This is a genomic window from Arthrobacter sp. BG3 (assembly GCF_056680185.1).
On the sequence record NZ_CM155270.1, the window covers coordinates 500,596 to 517,501 of the forward strand.

The 16,906-nt window shown below is 67.3% G+C and carries 14 protein-coding genes; 6 read left to right on the forward strand and 8 right to left on the reverse strand.

Annotated features, from left to right (window positions below; all coding sequences use genetic code 11):
• The 5 genes from AC1MFL_RS02280 to AC1MFL_RS02300 form a co-directional block, all read right to left on the reverse strand.
• Positions 1–1,290 carry a pseudouridine synthase gene (locus AC1MFL_RS02280; protein WP_479813137.1) on the reverse strand — a complete coding sequence of 430 codons (1,290 nt, stop codon included), beginning with the start codon at positions 1,288–1,290 and terminating at the stop codon, positions 1–3.
• A 112-nt stretch (positions 1,291–1,402) separates the two neighbouring features.
• Positions 1,403–2,179, reverse strand: a complete 777-nt coding sequence (gene scpB / locus AC1MFL_RS02285; protein WP_479813139.1) for an SMC-Scp complex subunit ScpB — start codon at positions 2,177–2,179, stop codon at positions 1,403–1,405.
• The gene (locus AC1MFL_RS02290; protein ID WP_479813141.1) at positions 2,176–3,027 is read right to left on the reverse strand and encodes a segregation and condensation protein A; all 852 of its coding nucleotides are present in this window, start codon (positions 3,025–3,027) and stop codon (positions 2,176–2,178) included. Before AC1MFL_RS02290 ends, scpB begins: the two co-directional genes overlap by 4 nt.
• Positions 3,028–3,035: 8 nt before the next feature.
• Positions 3,036–3,935 carry a ParA family protein gene (locus AC1MFL_RS02295; protein WP_301227750.1) on the reverse strand — a complete coding sequence of 300 codons (900 nt, stop codon included), beginning with the start codon at positions 3,933–3,935 and terminating at the stop codon, positions 3,036–3,038.
• Between the two features lie 252 nt (positions 3,936–4,187).
• Positions 4,188–5,543 carry a cation:dicarboxylate symporter family transporter gene (locus AC1MFL_RS02300; RefSeq protein WP_479813143.1) on the reverse strand — a complete coding sequence of 452 codons (1,356 nt, stop codon included), beginning with the start codon at positions 5,541–5,543 and terminating at the stop codon, positions 4,188–4,190.
• A gap of 138 nt (positions 5,544–5,681) precedes the next feature.
• On the opposite strand from AC1MFL_RS02300, the gene AC1MFL_RS02305 reads away from it, so the two are divergent.
• Both AC1MFL_RS02305 and AC1MFL_RS02310 read left to right on the forward strand, forming a co-directional pair.
• Positions 5,682–7,406, forward strand: a complete 1,725-nt coding sequence (locus AC1MFL_RS02305) for a sensor histidine kinase (RefSeq protein WP_479813145.1) — start codon at positions 5,682–5,684, stop codon at positions 7,404–7,406.
• Entirely contained in the window at positions 7,403–8,116 is a 714-nt protein-coding gene (locus AC1MFL_RS02310) for a response regulator (protein ID WP_479813147.1), read from the forward strand. Before AC1MFL_RS02305 ends, AC1MFL_RS02310 begins: the two co-directional genes overlap by 4 nt.
• 315 nt (positions 8,117–8,431) lie before the next feature.
• Here the strand turns inward: AC1MFL_RS02310 and AC1MFL_RS02315 are convergent, their stop codons facing one another.
• Positions 8,432–10,333 (reverse strand): acetate--CoA ligase, encoded by a 1,902-nt coding sequence (locus AC1MFL_RS02315; RefSeq protein ID WP_479813149.1) that lies wholly within the window; start codon positions 10,331–10,333, stop codon positions 8,432–8,434.
• 186 nt (positions 10,334–10,519) lie between these two features.
• Here AC1MFL_RS02315 and AC1MFL_RS02320 point away from each other — a divergent pair, with 186 nt between their 5' ends.
• The 4 genes from AC1MFL_RS02320 to AC1MFL_RS02335 all read left to right on the forward strand — a co-directional run bounded on the left by AC1MFL_RS02320 (position 10,520) and on the right by AC1MFL_RS02335 (position 14,800).
• Positions 10,520–11,161 carry a GntR family transcriptional regulator gene (locus AC1MFL_RS02320; protein WP_479813151.1) on the forward strand — a complete coding sequence of 214 codons (642 nt, stop codon included), beginning with the start codon at positions 10,520–10,522 and terminating at the stop codon, positions 11,159–11,161.
• A gap of 12 nt (positions 11,162–11,173) precedes the next feature.
• The gene (locus AC1MFL_RS02325; RefSeq protein WP_479813153.1) at positions 11,174–12,694 is read left to right on the forward strand and encodes an MmgE/PrpD family protein; all 1,521 of its coding nucleotides are present in this window, start codon (positions 11,174–11,176) and stop codon (positions 12,692–12,694) included.
• A complete protein-coding gene (gene prpB / locus AC1MFL_RS02330; RefSeq protein ID WP_479813155.1) occupies positions 12,694–13,596 on the forward strand; it encodes a methylisocitrate lyase in 903 nt (300 codons plus the stop codon). The genes AC1MFL_RS02325 and prpB overlap by 1 nt, the downstream gene beginning before the upstream one ends.
• Before the next feature lie 64 nt (positions 13,597–13,660).
• Positions 13,661–14,800, forward strand: a complete 1,140-nt coding sequence (locus AC1MFL_RS02335) for a bifunctional 2-methylcitrate synthase/citrate synthase (protein WP_479813156.1) — start codon at positions 13,661–13,663, stop codon at positions 14,798–14,800.
• Between the two features lie 92 nt (positions 14,801–14,892).
• On the opposite strand, the gene AC1MFL_RS02340 is transcribed toward AC1MFL_RS02335, so the two are convergent.
• Both AC1MFL_RS02340 and AC1MFL_RS02345 read right to left on the reverse strand, forming a co-directional pair.
• A complete protein-coding gene (locus tag AC1MFL_RS02340) occupies positions 14,893–16,374 on the reverse strand; it encodes a hypothetical protein (RefSeq protein WP_479813158.1) in 1,482 nt (493 codons plus the stop codon).
• A 1-nt stretch (position 16,375) separates the two neighbouring features.
• Positions 16,376–16,900, reverse strand: coding sequence for an RNA polymerase sigma factor (locus AC1MFL_RS02345; protein ID WP_479813160.1), 525 nt, complete (start codon positions 16,898–16,900; stop codon positions 16,376–16,378).
• Between the last annotated feature and the right edge of the window lie 6 nt (positions 16,901–16,906).

The following is a 16,906-nucleotide window of genomic DNA, read 5'->3' on the forward strand; positions in this document are numbered from 1 at the left end:
CTACAGCCCTACGGATGCCAGCAGGTGGCCGACTTCCTGCCTGCCGAGGTTGCGGATGCTGCCCTGGCGCTGGTCGCCCAGGCCGATGGGACCAACCTTTACGCGGACCAGGCGAAGCACCGGGAACCCGACGGCGTCAAAAAGACGCCGGACGATCCGGTTCTTGCCCGAGTGCAGTACGACCTCGATCAGCACGTGCCCCGGTGTGGAGTCCACAAGCTTGAAGGAGTCCACCGACGCGATGCCGTCCTCGAGTTCGACGCCGGCCTTGAGCTCGGCGCCGATGCCCTGCGGGAACGGCCCGCGGACCTGCACGAGGTAGGTCTTGGGGACTTCGTAGGAGGGGTGCGTCAGACGGTTGGCGAGTTCGCCGTCGTTGGTCAGCAGCAGCAGACCCTCGGTGGCGACGTCGAGGCGTCCGACGTGGAACAGGCGTTCGCCGTGGCTGTTGCGCACGAAGTCGCTGATGCACGGACGCCCGTCCGGGTCTTCCATCGTGGAGACAACGCCCTTGGGCTTGTTGAACACCATGTAGACCATGTTCTCGTCCAGCTGGATGCGGAGGCCGTCGACGTGGATCACGGCGGTCTTCGGGTCGACGCGGACGCCAAGCTCGGTGACGACCTGGCCGTCGACTTCAACCCGGCCCTCGGCGATCATTTCTTCGCAGACCCGCCGTGAGGCGACGCCGGCCGAGGCCATGACCTTCTGCAGGCGGATGCCGTCCTGGTCGTGCACCTCGGACTGGGGCACATCGGCGCGGGGTCCGCGCTTGCGGGCCGGCTTGCGCACGGGCCCGAGGTTCTGGCCGAAGCGTTCGCTGCCGAACGCGCGTGCGCCGGCCGTCTTCGGGGCGCCGGTGCGCGGCTTGGGCTTGAGCGCTCCCGGAGTGCCGGGGGCCTTGCCGAAGCCGGGTTTGCGGGCGGCAGCCTTGCGGGCTGCCTCCTTGCCGGAGGGCGCCTTGGACTTCCAGTCACCGGACGCGGGCTTGCCGGCGGGCACGCCGTCGGGTCCCTGCAGGTCCGGGTCGATGAAGGCTTCTTCGCGGGGCTTGGGCCGCTTGAACGGGCGGTCTGCGCCGCCCTTGAAGCCCGCTCCCCCGCTGCGGCTTCCTGCGCCCTGCGCGCCGCGGGCTGAGCCGCCCTTGTAGTCGGCTCCGCCGCTGCGGCCTGCGCCGCCCTGTGCGCCGCGGCCGGAGCCCTGCGCTCTGCTTTGTCCGGCACTGCTTTGTCCGGCACTGTTACGTCCCGAACTGTTACGTGGTGAACCCTGGCGTCCCGCCTGTGTCATGACCCGTCCTTCGTTTGTTGGCCAACGGCCGCTGTCTCCCGACAACCCCCGCCGGCTGGGGCAAAAAGCCTCTGCCCTGGTTTGATATCCGTGCGCAGGCAGTTGTTCCTGCCTACATTCTTCCTGCCTCATAGAACTCTTCGATGCCTTCCAGCCCCGGAAGATGGGGTGAAAGTTGCGGCAATTCCGCGACCGAGCCGATTCCCATTCGCTCCAGGAAATACGACGTCGTGCGGTACAGGATGGCCCCGGACTCAGGATCAGTTCCCGAGTCCTCGATCAGCCCCCGCTGCGTCAGCGTCCGCACGACAGTGTCAACATTGACTCCTCGAATTGCAGACACCCGCGCCCTTGATACGGGCTGGCGGTAAGCGATGACGGCGAGCGTTTCGAGCGCCGCCTGCGTCAGCCTGGCTGTCTGTCCCTCCAGCACGAAGCCGCCGACGATATCGGCGAACTCGGTGCGCGAATAGATCCGCCAGCCTCCGGCAATATTCCGCAATTCAAAACCCCGGGGGGTGGGACTGAAGCCGTTGACACTGGCATCGTCCACATCCGGGGCATTAACAGTATAGCCGTTATACTCCCGCTGCAGTTCCACGAGCAGCCCCTCGACGACGTCGACGGTCAGGTTCAGGCCGGAGGCGAGCTCGGTCGCCGTCGCCGGCTGGTCGATCACCATCAGGACGGCCTCGAGGGCGGCGCGGGCACCGCCGGGGAGGCTGCCGAGGTCGGGGCCGTCGTCGTTTTCGGCTGCCGCCTGTGTCTCAGCGGCTGCGCCAGCGGTTGTCTCAGCGGCTGCGCCAGCTGTTGCGCCGGCGGCCCGTGCCACAGGGGTCGGGTGTCCGGCTGGGTGTCCGGTTGTATCTCCGGTACCGGTGCGGTTCACGGCTGCTCCTCATATTCTTCACTCAGGTTTCCGCTGCTCCAGCCCTGGGCGCCGGCGGTCCAGCGGACCGTCAGGTCCCCGAGCGGGAGCAGCTGTTCGAAGGCCACCGCCTTATCCCGGAACAGCTCCAGCAGCGCCAGGAAGCGTGCCACCACCACGAGGGTGGACTCGGCGTCGGCGATCAGCGCCCGGAAGGTGAGCGGCGTGCCCAGCCGCAGCCGGTGGCCCAGCAGTTCGGCCTGTTCCTTGACGCTGACCGGGGTGCCGTGGAGGTGGGCAAGCCCGACCTCGGTGGGCGCGGCCTCCCTGGGCTTGAGTGCGGCCTCGGCCAGGCCGGCGAACTGCTGCGGGGTGTGCCGCCAGAGGAGCTCCGGCAGCAGTGCCACGAAGTGGCCCTCCAGCGCGACCTGCCGCGGGTACCGGCGGGCCTCCAGCTCAAGGGTGTCACCCATCATGCCGGCCACATGCTTGAACGCCTTGTACTGCAGGAGCCGGGCGAAGAGCAGGTCGCGGGCTTCGAGCAGGGCAATGTCTTCCTCGTCCTCCACCTCGCCGGCAGGAAGCAGCCGGGCCGCCTTGAGGTCCAGCAGCGTGGCGGCGATGACAAGGAATTCGCTGGCCTCATCCAGGGCCCACTCCTCGCCCAGGTTCTGCAGGCGCTTGATGTACTTGATGAACTCATCGGTGACGGTGGACAGCGCCACTTCGGTGATGTCCAGCTGGTGCTTGGAAATCAGTCCGAGCAGGAGGTCGAACGGGCCGGTGAAGTTGGCGAGCCGGACCTCGAACCCGGGCTTCTTCCCGGCCGGCGCGTGCGGCCCCGCTGCGGGAGCACCCGAATCTGCCACGGCCCTGACTAGGGCGCGCCGCCGCGCGAAATGAGCTCTTTGGCCAGGTTGCGGTACGCGTCGGCGCCGATGTGGTTGCCGGCATAGCTGGTGATGGGCTCGGCCGCGACGGTGGCGTCCGCAAATTTGATGGAGCGCTTAATAACGGTCTCGAAGACCTTGTCGCCGAAGGCCTCCACCAGCCGGGAAATGACCTCCCGGCTGTGCAGCGTGCGGGCGTCGTACATGGTGGCGAGGACACCGTCGACCTGCAGCCGCGGGTTCAGGCGGTCCTGGACCTTGTCGATGGTCTCCACCAGCAGCGCCACCGCGCGCAGCGCGAAGAACTCGCAGATCAGCGGGATGATCACGCCGTGGGAGGCGGTCAGTGCATTCACGGTGAGCAGTCCCAGCGACGGCTGGCAGTCGATCAGGACGACGTCGTAGTCATCCTCAACCTTTTTCAGGGCCCGGTCCAGCACCTGTTCGCGGGCCACCTCGTTGACGAGCTGGACCTCCGCGGCGGAGAGGTCGATGTTGGCCGGGAGCAGGTCCAGGTTTTCCACGCCGGTCTGGTGGATGGCGTCACGGATGTCAACCTTGCGGTCCATCAGGACGTTGTAGACCGTGAGATCCAGTTCGTGCGGGTTGATGCCGAGGCCAGCGGAAAGGGCACCCTGCGGGTCGAAGTCCACGACGAGCACGCGGCGGCCGAATTCCGCCAGCGCGGCCGCAAGGTTGATCGTGGAGGTCGTTTTGCCCACTCCGCCCTTCTGGTTGACCATGGCGATGACCCGCGCCGGACCGTGGGAGGACAGCGGAGCGGGCTCCGGAAAGTCGCGTTGCGGGCGCCCGGTGGGGCCCATGACGGCGTCTTCCAGATCGAGTTCGGTGCCTTCCAGAGTTGCTGAACCCTGTTCGCTGCTCACGTATCTATCCACACTTTCGATGACGGTGATTCTCATGCCTGGTCTTGCTGCCGCTGGACGTCCAGGGCCGGTCTTATTCCTCCCAAGGCTACAGCGCCCGACACGGTATTCCGTGGACCTTGACAGCGGCCATTCTTTGAGCCTCAACCCTCTGGTAGAAGTCGAAGGTTCCTGTCACGGCGCGAAAAACCGCCCGGACGCTGGTGCGCGTCCGGGCGGTCCTGGCCAGTCATTGGCGGGGGTCGGTACAGCTCAGGCGTTGGCCAGAACGGGCTTTTCCGGAGCCGCTTCCTCCGCGTGTGCATCGTGTGCGGCGATCATGGTCTGTTCGTTGAAGGGCTCGTTGCCGGAGAGGACACGCTCGACCTGTCCGCCGTCGATCTCCTTGACCCAGGTGCCGATCAGCACGGTGGCCACGGCGTTGCCGGTGAAGTTGGTCAGCGCCCGGGCCTCGGACATAAAGCGGTCGATGCCGACGATCATGCCCACGCCGCCGAGGAGCTGCGGCGCATGCGCCTGGAGTCCGGCAGCCAGCGTGGCCAGGCCGGCACCGGTGACGCCTGCGGCACCCTTGGAGGCAATGATCATGAAGATCAGCAGCGACACCTGGGCGCCCAGGTCCAGCGGAGTGCCCATGGCGTTGGCCACGAACAGCGAAGCCATGGTCAGGTAGATGGCCGTGCCGTCGAGGTTGAAGGAATAGCCGGTGGGGACCGTGACGCCAACGACCGGCTTGGACACCCCGAGGTGTTCCATTTTCGCGATCAGCCGGGGCAGCGCGGCTTCGGAGGATGAGGTGGAGAAGATGAGCAGGTATTCGCGGCCGAGGTACTTCATCAGCCGGAAGATGCTGACGCCGGCGACGATCTTGAGCAGCCCGCCGAGAATCACGACGATGAACAGGGCGCAGGTGATGTAGAAGGCGACCATCAGTGTGGCCATGCTGAAGATGGCCTGCACGCCGGTGGCACCGACGACGGCGGCGATCGCGCCGAACGCTCCGAGCGGGGCCAGCCACATGATCATGACGAGGATGCGGAACACGAGGGCCTGGCCGTAGCCGACGGCCCTGAGGATCGGAGTCCCCTGTGCGCCCATCCGCTGCAGGGCGAAGCCGACCAGGATCGCGGCGAGAAGGGTCGGCAGGACCGGGATGTCGCCCGGGATGATGCCGAGCAGGAAGTCGACCGTACTGTCCGCGGCCGCCTTCTTGTTCGGGTCGTAAGGCGCGAGCTTGAGGCCCTCTCCCGGGTGGATCAGGTTACCGACGACCAGGCCGATGGCCAGTGCGAAGGTGGACATCACCATGAAGTAGCCCAGTGCCAGGCCGCCGACCTTGCCGACCGTGGCCGCCTTGGCGATGGAACCGATGCCGAGAACAATGGTGCAGAAGATGACCGGGCCGATCATCATCTTGATGAGTTTGATGAAACCGTCGCCCAGCGGCTTCAGGGACTTGCCGACCTCCGGGAACATCAGCCCGACCAGGGCGCCGAGGACGACGGCCACGATGACCGCCATATAGAGATAATGGGACTTGTCGAGCCCCTTGCGTTTCTTGACCGGCGTCGCGGCGAGTGCCGCCGACTCTCCTCTTTGAGAGGTCATGGTGTTCTCCTTGGATAGGCTGGACGTCGGTGCGGCACAGGCTGTGGGCCCATCGCGTCCGTTCTGCGTGTTCCACCATCATTGGGGATGCCGTGACGCGCATCACCGTTGCGTTCATATTGGTCATGGAAGGTGTGGATGATCCACCGCTGGAGTATTGCCCGACGGCTGTTTGTGGCCCATCTGCTGTTCATCCTGAGCCTGACGGCGGTCGTTGGCACAGCCACGTTCGTTGACGCACGCGACCACGCCTATGACGAGGCGGGCCGGCGGATGGCCGCCGTCGCGACCGCCGTGGCCGACAGCCCCCTGGTGCTGGAAGCGGCGGGCGCGCCGGATCCCTCCGCGCTGCTGCAGCCCTACGCGATGAAAGTCATGGCGGACGCGAACGCGGATTTCATCACGATCATGGCGCCGGACCGCACCCGGTGGACCCACCCCCGGAACGAGGAACTGGGCAAGCCCTACATCGGTTCGATCGATGCGGCCCTGGACGGCAAGGTCTTCACCGAGATCACGGCCGGCACGCTCGGCCCCTCCGTCCGCACCATCGCGCCGGTCAAGGACGCGGGCGGCACCGTGCGGGCGCTGGTCGCCGCCGGCGTCACCGTCCACACCGTGGACATCGCCGTCTCCGGCAGACTGCCCGCGCTCTTAGCCATCGGGCTGGCCCTGCTCGCGGGCGGATCGCTGGCTTCCTGGCTGCTGGGGCGGTACCTGCGGCGGGTGACGCGCGGCTGGGGTCCGGAGCAGCTCGCCCAGCTCTTCGCCTACTACGAATCGGTCCTCCACTCGGTCCGCGAGGGCGTCATCCTGGTCGATCCGAAGGGCAAAGTCGTGATGTACAACGACCAGGCCGCCGAACTGCTGGGGCTCACACCGCTCTCATCCGACGGCGCAGGAACGCCGGCCGGCGGCGCAGGGGCATCAGTCGGCGGCGGACAGCAGGAGGCCCTATCACTCAAGTCGCTCCCGCTGGCCCCCAGCCTGCGGGAACTGTTCGAATCGGGCCGCACCGCGCTCGACGAGATCCACCTGACCGGCCCGCGGGTCCTCGTGGTGAACCAGGGGCCGGCCGTCGGGCCCGGTTCCGCCGGCGGCCGCACGAATACGGCCGTGTACGGCACCGTGGCCACCATCCGCGACCGCACCGAGATCGAGTCGCTCGGCAGCGAACTGGAGACCATGCGCACGCTCTCCGACGCCCTGCGCGCCCAGACCCACGAGCATGCCAACCGGCTGCACACCATCGTTTCCCTGATGGAACTCGGACGCGGCACTGAAGCCCTGGACTTCGCCACCCAGGACCTTGAGCTCAGCCAGCGGCTGACCGATGACCTCGTCAGCTCCATCGACGAACCCGTCCTCGGGGCCCTCATCATGGGCAAGGCCGCGGAGGCGCACGAACGGGGCGTCGAACTGACCCTCCACACCCCGGGGGACGGGCATGGCCCGTCCCCGGTAACCGGGCTTGCCGTGCAGGACCTGGTGGCGATCCTCGGCAACCTCCTGGACAACGCCATCGACGCCGCCGCCGAGGCGCCGGCCCCGAAACTTGTGGAGCTCACGGTGGCAGCGACCCCCGGGACCCTTGAAATCACCGTGGAGGACAGCGGTCCCGGGATCGATCCGCAGGCCGTGGAGGACATCTTCCGGCACGGCTTCAGCACCAAGACACCGGGGCCGTTCGGCCGGGGCCTCGGCCTGGCCCTGGTCCGCCAGGCGGTGCAGCGGCTCGGCGGCACCATGACAATCACGAGCCCCGCCGGGGCGCTGTTCCGCGTCACACTGCCAACTGCTTCGCCGACCATTCAACCGGCGCTATCGCCGGCGGCATCACTGACCACCGAGGGACAGCAATGAGCACCATCCGTGTACTGGTCGTCGAGGACGAGCCCATCGCAGCAGCAGCCCACGCCGCCTATGTCGGCCGGCTGGAGGGATTCACGCTGGCTGGATCGGCCCCGGACGGACAGTCCGCGCTGCGGCTGCTGACGGAATTCGCGGCTGCGGGCGCCCCGGTGGACCTGGTGCTGCTGGACATGAACCTGCCGGACCTGCACGGCCTGGACATCGCGCGCCGCATGCGTGCCGCCGGGCTGTTTGCGGACATCATCGCCATCACAGCGGTCCGGGAACTGAACATTGTCCGCAGCGCGGTGGCCACGGGCGTGGTCCAGTACCTGATCAAGCCCTTCACCTTTGCCACGTTCGCGGACAAGCTCAGCAGCTACCGGCAGTTCCGGGAGCAGCTGGCCTCCCCCGCCGCCGGGCATGCCGGTCCCGGGGCGTCGCAGAGCGAGGTGGACCAGGCCTTCGCCAGCCTGCGGGCCCCCTCGGAGCTGCCGCTGCCCAAGGGGCTGGCGGCGTCCACGCTGGAGGCGGTGCAGGACTTTATGAAGCTGCAGTCCGGGGCCGTGTCGGCGAGCGAAGTGATGGACGCGCTCGGCATGTCACGGGTAACCGCCCGGCGCTACCTGGAATACCTCGCCGACGCCGGCACGGTCACCCGGACGGCGCGCTACGGCGCCCCCGGCCGGCCGGAGAACGAATACCGCTGGAGGCAAAGCTGAGCGGGCGCTTCTTACTCAGTGTCGACGGATACCGCCAAATTAACTGCCCCTATCGGGGAGGACTGCGGCAGCCGGAAGTAACCCTTCACTCAGCCCAGACTTTCGGCGCGGCCGCCCTGCCCCGGCAGCGGAATCACGCCGTCGGAGCCGACGGAGGATCCAAAAGCCTGCTCAGCGTGACACGGCTGTCGTAACCCCGCTGCTCCCCAGCTGCCCACCCGCAGCAACGGGGTCCCAGCACCCGCCGCGGCGGGTGCTGGGACCCCGCTGCGGTGCCGCACGCCTTGCCTGACCCGGCAACCATGTCCCGGGAGGCTACTCCCCCGCGGCGGCCGGACGCAGGGTTCCGATGAGCTGGTCGATCACACCGGCGTCCTCAATCGTCGAGGGCACCACGTACTCGTCGCCGTCGGCGATCTGGCGCATGGTCTTGCGCAGGATCTTTCCGGAGCGGGTCTTGGGCAGCGCCTCCACCACGGTGACGTGCTTGAAGTCAGCCACGGCCCCGATGTCCCGCCGGACCAGCGCGATCAGGTCCTTGACCAGGATCTCCTCGGGCACGTCGACGCCTGACTTCAGCACCACGTAACCGCTGGGACGCTGGCCCTTCAACGGGTCCGCGAGCCCGATCACGGCGCACTCGGCCACGGCAGGGTGCTGGCCGATCACCTGTTCCATGGCCCCGGTGGAGAGCCTGTGGCCGGCAACGTTGATGATGTCGTCGGTGCGGCCCATCACGAAGAGATAGCCGTCCTCATCCCGGTAGCCGGAATCGCCGGTGGCGTAGTAGCCCTCGAACGCCTGCAGGTAGGAAGAAATGTAGCGCTCGTCGTCGCCCCACAGCGTCGTCAGCGTGCCGGGCGGCAGCGGCAGCGCCAGGACGATGTTGCCCTCCGTCCCGGCCTCGACGTCCTCGCCCGATCCGTCGACGATGTTCAGCTTGAAGCCGGGCATCGGCACACTGGGCGAGCCTGCCTTGATGGGCAGCCCGTCCAGCCCGCGGGGGTTCGCGCAGATGGCCCAGCCGGTCTCGGTCTGCCACCAGTGGTCCACCACCGGGACGCCCAGGGTCCGCGAGGCCCAGTGGAAGGTGTCGGTGTCCAGCCGCTCGCCCGCGGCAAAAAGGGTGCGCAGGCTGGAGATGTCGTACTTCCCCAGCAGCTTCGCCTCAGGGTCCGCCTTCCGGATGGCCCGCAGGGCGGTCGGCGCGGTGAAGAGCACGTTGACCTTGTGGTCCTGGATCACCCGCCAGAACGCGCCGGCGTCGGGCGTGCCCACGGGCTTGCCCTCGTAGATGACGGTCGTGGCCCCGGCCAGCAGCGGCCCGTACACGATGTAGGAGTGCCCCACGACCCAGCCGACGTCGGAGGCGGTCCACATCACGTCGCCGGGGCCGACGTCGTAGATGTTCTCCAGGGTCCAGCTGAGCGCCACGGCGTGGCCGCCGTTGTCCCGCACGACGCCCTTGGGGGCGCCGGTGGTTCCCGAGGTGTACAGGATGTAGAGCGGATCGGTGGCCTTGACGTCAACCGGTGCGGCGGGCGCGGCGGTGGCCATCTCGGCGTCCCAGTCCAGCCAGCCGGTGTGCCCGGCGATTGAGGCGGCGAAGCCTTCCCTGGCTTTGACGAGAACCGGCGTGTCCGACGCTCCGGCCAGGCCGAGCGCTTCCGCGACGGCGGGGAGGTATTCGATCCGACGCGAGGGTTCGATGCCGCCGGATGCCGTGACCACCACGGCAGGCCTGGCGTCGCGGATGCGCGCGGCGAGTTCCTTGGGGGCGAAGCCGCCGAAGACAACGGAGTGCACGGCGCCGAGCCGGGCCGTGGCAAGCATGGCGATGGCCGCCTCGGGGATCATCGGCATGTAGATCACGACGCGGTCGCCCTTGCCCACGCCCTGGCTGCGCAGGACACCCGCGAACCGTGCGACGAGGTCCGTCAGCTCCGCATAGCTGTAGCGCTGCTGCGTGCCGAGCATGGCGGAATCGTAGATCAGGGCATCCTGCGCGCCCCGCCCCGCCGCCACATGGCGGTCCAGCGCGTTGTAGCACGTGTTGAGGACGCCGTCAGGGAACCAGTCGTACAACGGCGCCCTGCTGGAATCGAGGGCACGCTGCGGCGGTGCAGACCACGAGACCTTCCCGGCGGCTTCCAGCCAGAATTCTTCGGGTTTCGCCAGGCTGCGTTCGTAGCTGTCCTGGTAATTCTTCGTAACCATGAAAATGAGTCCCGTCCACGACGATGTGATGGAGCTCATGGTAGCCCCGGCCGGGTGCTCCGCACAAGGCTTGTGTATACACAAATGCCATCATCCGGGGGTCCAGGTCGGGAATCTCGCACAAATGCTGGGCAAATGTGACTTCCATGTATACACTGAACATCGTCAGCCAATGAAGGAGGCAGGATGCGCGCCAGCGATAGGGCCTATGCCGCCCTGCGTGAGGACATCATCGAATGGCGTCTGCTGCCCGGGACGGTGCTCGCGGAAGTGGAGCAGTCCGAGCGGCTCGGCATCTCGCGCACCCCGCTGCGGGAGGCCCTCAGCCGGCTCACCGCGGAGGGCCTCACGACGACGGCGGGCGGCCGCGGCGTCGTCGTCACCGACATCTCGCTGGAAGACATCGACGAACTCTTCGAACTCCGCGAAACCCTCGAGGGCAAGGCCGCGGCTCTGGCCGCCGAACGCGGCGATGCGGCGACCTTCGAACAGCTCCACCACGAACTGTGCCGTGCCCCGGAACTGATCAGCGGCGAGGATCCCGCCCGGCACGACTATTACGGACTGGTCGGACGGCTGGACGGGGCCATCGACGCCGCCATCCACAATTCCTACCTCGCCCAGGCGATGCGCAGCCTGCGCGTCCATCTGGTCAGGGTCCGCCGGCTGGCGGCCGACGACGCCGAACGGCTTACCGCCGCCGCCGCGGAGCACGCCGCCATCGCCGAGGCGATTGCGGCCGGCAACCCCCGGCTGGCCGAGGCCGCCACCACGCTTCACCTGCACCGCAGTCTTTCCCATGTCAAAGCCACGCACAAACCCCACTAACAGAGGAACACCATGGTCAAGGAACACCACGTCCGCGTTTACAAGAGCGAGGAAAACCTGCCCCGCGAAGACCAGCTCGCGTTCAAGATTGCGACAGTGGCCGCCGATCCCGTCGCCGTCTCCGCGGAAGTCACCGACATGGTCATTAACCGGGTGATCGACAACGCCTCGGTGGCGATCGCCTCGCTGAACCGCGCCCCCATCGTCGCGGCCCGCGCCCAGGCGCTAACCCACGGCCCCACCACGGGCGGCAAGGGCTCGAAGGTCTTCGGCATCGAGGAGCGCGTGGCCCCCGAATGGGCAGCCTGGGCCAACGGCGTCGCTGTCCGTGAACTCGACTACCACGACACCTTCCTCGCGGCGGAGTACTCCCACCCGGGCGACAACATCCCGCCGATCCTCGCCGTGGCCCAGCACGTGGGCTCCAGCGGCCAGGACCTGATCCGCGGCATCGCCACCGGCTATGAGATCCAGGTCAACCTGGTCAAGGCCATCTGCCTGCACAAGCACAAGATCGACCATGTCGCCCACCTCGGCCCCTCCGCCGCCGCCGGCATCGGCACCCTGCTGGGACTCGACGTCGAGACGATCTTCCAGTCCATCGGCCAGGCGCTGCACACCACCACCGCCACGCGGCAGTCCCGCAAGGGCGAGATCTCCACCTGGAAGGCCCACGCCCCGGCGTTCGCCGGCAAGATGGCCGTCGAGTCAGCGGACCGTGCCATGCGCGGCCAGACCTCGCCCGTGCCGATCTACGAAGGCGAGGACGGCGTCATCGCCTGGATGCTGGACGGCCCCGACGCCTCCTACACCGTGCCGCTGCCGACCCCGGGCGAGCCCAAGCGCGCCATCATGGACACCTACACCAAGGAGCACTCGGCCGAGTACCAGGCCCAGGCGTGGATCGACCTGGCGCGCAAGCTCCACGGCGAGCACCCGGAGGTCACCGACCCGGCCAACGTGGCGTCCGTGCTGATCAAGACCAGCCACCATACCCACTTCGTGATCGGCTCCGGCGCCAACGATCCGCAGAAGTACAGCCCCACGGCCAGCCGCGAAACGCTGGACCACTCCATCCCGTACATCTTCACGGTCGCCCTGCAGGACGGCTCCTGGCACCACGTCGATTCCTACGCCCCGGAACGCGCGGCACGCCCGGACACTGTGGAACTCTGGCACAAGGTCACCACCGTTGAGGATCCCGAGTGGACCCGCCGGTACCACTCCCTCGACATCGCCGAGAAGGCCTTCGGCGGAACCGTGGTCATCACGCTCACGGACGGCACGGTCATCACCGAGTCGATCGCCGTTGCCGACGCGCACCCGCTGGGCGCCCGGCCGTTCGCCCGCGAACAGTACGTGAACAAGTTCCGCACCCTCGCCGCCGGCCTCGTCGCCGACGAGGAAATCGAACGCTTCCTCGCCGCCGCCGCACGCCTGCCCGAACTCGCCGCCGGCGAGCTGGACCAGCTCAACATCCAGGCCGCCGACGGTGTGATCGATCTGGCCGCCGCACCGAAGGGACTCTTCTAATGCTGTACTCGAAGGTGACGCCGGAGCAGAAGCGAATCCGCTTCCGCGAGCTCCTTGCCTCAGGGACCATCCAGCAGTTCCCGGGTGCGTTCAACCCGCTTTCGGCGCGGCTGATCGAGGAGAAGGGCTTCGCCGGGGTCTACATCTCCGGCGCTGTCCTCGCCAACGACCTGGGACTGCCGGACATCGGCCTGACCACGCTCACCGAGGTGGCCACCCGGGCCGGGCAGATCGCCCGGATGACAGACCTGCCCTGCATTGTCGACGCCGACACCGGCTTCGGCGAGCCGATGAACGTGGCCCGCTCGGTCCAGGAAATCGAGAACGCCGGCCTCGCCGGCCTGCACATCGAGGACCAGTTCAACCCGAAGCGCTGCGGCCACCTCGACGGCAAGAACGTCGTGGACCTGGACACCGCAACCAAGCGGATCCGGGCGGCAGCCGACGCCCGGCGCGACCCGAACTTCCTGATCATGGCACGGACCGACATCCGTGCCACCGATGGTCTCAAGGCCACGCAGGACCGCGCGAAGGCACTCGTGGAGGCCGGGGCTGACGCCATCTTCCCGGAGGCCATGAAGGACCTGAGCGAGTTCCAGGCGATCCGTGACGCCGTCGACGTGCCGATCCTGGCCAACATGACCGAGTTCGGCCAGAGCGCGCTGTTCACCGTGGAGCAGCTGGCCGGCGTCGGGGTCAACATGATCATCTACCCGGTGACGCTGCTCCGTAGTGCCATGGGCGCTGCGGAGCGTACGCTGGAATCGATTAAGGCTGACGGTACCCAGGAGGCCCAGGTCGGGAACATGCTGACCCGGGCGCGTTTGTATGACCTCGTGGACTACGAGGCCTACAACAGCTTCGATACCGGGGTTTTCAATTTCCAGATCCCGGGTCAGTAAGCCCCGCATCGGACTTCCGGCTCCGGCCGGTTTCAACAGGCGACAGGAACGAAGGAGTTTCAGCATGGCTGAACAAGAGATTAAAAAGGGCCTCGCCGGCGTCGTGGTGGATTACACCGCGGTGTCCAAGGTGAACCCGGACACCAACTCGCTGCTCTACCGCGGCTACCCCGTGCAGGAGCTGGCTGCCAAGTGCAGCTTCGAGGAAGTCGCCTACCTGCTGTGGAACGGCGAACTGCCGACCGCGGAGGAACTGGCGGAGTTCACGGTGCGGGAACGCGCCGGGCGTGCGCTGGATCCCGTCGTCAAGCAGGTCATCGACGCGCTGCCGACCACGTCGCATCCGATGGACGTCTGCCGTACGGCGGCCTCCGTGATGGGCGCCCGGCACCCGCTCGCCGAGGACTCCTCGCGCGAGGCCAACATGGCCAAGGCTGCGGACCTGTTCGCTGCGATGCCGGCAGTGGTGTCCTACGACCAGCGCCGCCGTCACGGCCAGGATGTGGTGGAGCCGCGCGATGACCTGGGCTACTCGGCCAACTTCCTCTGGATGGCCTTCGGTGAGGAGCCGGTCCAGGAGGTCGTCGAGGCCTTCAACGTCTCGATGATCCTGTACGCCGAGCACTCCTTCAACGCCTCCACGTTCACGGCACGCGTGATCACCTCGACCCTCTCGGACCTGCATTCGGCCGTGACCGGGGCGATCGGCGCGCTTAAGGGCCCGCTGCACGGCGGGGCGAACGAGGCAGTGATGCACACCTTCGACGAGATCGGCATCCGTCCGGAGGAGTCGCTGGATGAGGCCGCCACCCGCGCGAAGGCGTGGATGGAGGATGCCCTGGCGCAGAAGAAGAAGGTCATGGGCTTCGGCCACCGTGTCTACAAGCACGGCGATTCCCGGGTGCCCACCATGAAGGCCGCCCTGGACAAGATGATCGCCCACTACGGCCGGCCGGAGCTGCTGGGGCTGTACAACGGTCTGGAGTCGGCGATGGACGAGGCGAAGGCGATCAAGCCGAACCTCGACTACCCGGCCGGCCCCACGTACCATCTGATGGGCTTCGACACCCCGACCTTCACTCCGCTGTTCGTTGCCAGCCGCATTACGGGCTGGACCGCGCACATCATGGAGCAGCTGGCCTCGAACTCGCTGATCCGACCGCTGAGCGAATACAACGGCGTCGAAGAACGGCACGTGGCCTAGTTTCGAGCACGTACGACGGCGGGCCGGTCACCTCGGGGAGGTGGCCGGCCCGCTTTTCTGTCGGTGGGCGCAGTGTGCTGGGGCGCTGTCCGCTAGCCCACGTTGATCTTCAGTGACAGCACAATGCGTTTGAGCGTCGCGAACTCGGCCGTTTCCATGTACTTACGTGCCTCCTCGAGGGACTGGAACTGCAGGTCCGACGCGTCGCCCGTGTTGTAGTTCTGGGCGAAGAAGTACTCGCCTGAGGGCAGGCCGCTCACGACGTTCTGCGGATCGCAGGTGGTGCCGTTCACCCCCCAGCTTTCATCCGCAATGCCCAGGTTCCCGGCAAACGGAACCGATGGCTGGCCCAGCTGGCTGACGTCCCACACCCTGAAGATGAACTGGGGAGCTATGGCCCGCTCGCCCTGCCTGTTGGAGGGGAAAGTCATGGCAGTGCTGTCCAGCACCGTGAACGGGGTGCACGGGGAAATGATGTTCGGGCGGTTGCGTGTCTGGTTGAAGCCCAGGGTCAGCAGCACGCGGCCCGAGTCGTTGGTCACGTCGGAGTAGCGGCCGCCTTCGCGGCTGGTCACGGTCCAGTTGTCCGGGTAGTCGAAACTGCCGAGCCCGTTGGCGCTGGTGTACCTGGTCCACGCCGTCGGCTTCCGGACGGATCTGAGTTCCAGCGAAACCAGCATCCGCTTGATGTCCCGGTATTCCTGCGAGGCCATGTAGGCCTTCGCCTCGGCTAAAGACGTGAATTTCAGCTGCGTGTCGCTGCCGTCGGCGGTCAGGATCTGGCCGGTTCCGAAGGTGATGGCCGGCACGCCGTCCGGGGTACGGATCGAGGACAGCAGTTGGCTGGCGGTTCCCGACGCCGGCATGTCGCTCGAATCGATCGTCAAGGCGCCGAATACGGCCGCACCTTCGAGTACGCGGAACTTGAACCGGGTCGGCCCGGACGGTGCGCCCGCGGCGGCCTGGGGGATGTCCAGGGTCACTGCGTCGAGGGTCTGGTACGGCACTGCCGGCACTGAAGTTCCGGATGCCTGCGGGATGGCTCGCAGCCTGGCGAGCTGTTTTCCGGTCGCGTCCGTGACGGTGATGTCGCTGGTCCACTTCGCCGCCCCGGCGGCTGCTGCCGGGGTCTCGGTAACTGTCCAGTCCGCCGGGTGTTCGAAGGTCGCTTGGCCGGTCGAGTCGGTGAAAGCGGTCCAGGCCACCGGGGGCGCGGGCGTGGCACTCGGCGTGGCGCTCGGAGTCGGGGCCGGCGTCGCAGAGGCACTGGCGGGGGCCGTGGTTTCCGTTGCCGCCACGCTGCTCGCCGGTTCCGGCGCCGTCGTGAGCGAACCAAGGTTGGTGGCAACCAGGACGCCTGCAGCCACGGCCGCCACAGCGATCGTCAGGGCCCCGGCGAGCCGGGCACGGCGGCGGCGGCGGACTTCGTCCAGGGACGCCACATCGGCCAGGCCGGTGTCAGTGAAGGCCACAGGCTCGGAGAACATCCGGCGCAGGGCCGCTTCGCCATCGGGCACGGACGGATCGAGGTGCGCAGGGTCCGTAGCGGAAATTCTGTCTTTGATCGGATCCATTTCAGGCACCCATCTTCTGTGTGGTCGCTTCAGCCGTGATCGATTCGGCGCCGGACGGCAGGTGCTTTCGGAAAGCAGCCCGTGCCCGGTGCAGGCGGACCTTGGCGGCGGATTCGCTGCATTGCAGGACGCCGGCGATTTCAACGGTGCTCAAGTCGTCCCAGTACGCGAGCTGGAGAATGTCGCGGTCCTTGTCGCGCAATTGCGCCATGGCATCCTGGACGGCGACGTTCCCGGAGTCTTCGCCGCCCCTGACAACGGCGGCGGCCCTCAGCTTTTCCTGCAGCGCCTGCTGGCGGTCCCGGCTCCGGTACGCGTTGCCAACCAGGTTGCGCGCCACTGTCAGCAGCCATGCCAGGTCCGACCGGGGCTCGTCCCCCCACTTCTGCCACACCACCCGGAAGACGTCCGCGGCAAGCTCCTCCGCGATATCGGCCGATTCCACCCGCCGTCGGACAAAGCGGTAGACCCGCGGATAGCTGTCTTTGTGAATGGCGATAAACGCCAGTTCGCGCTCGGAAAGCACGATCTC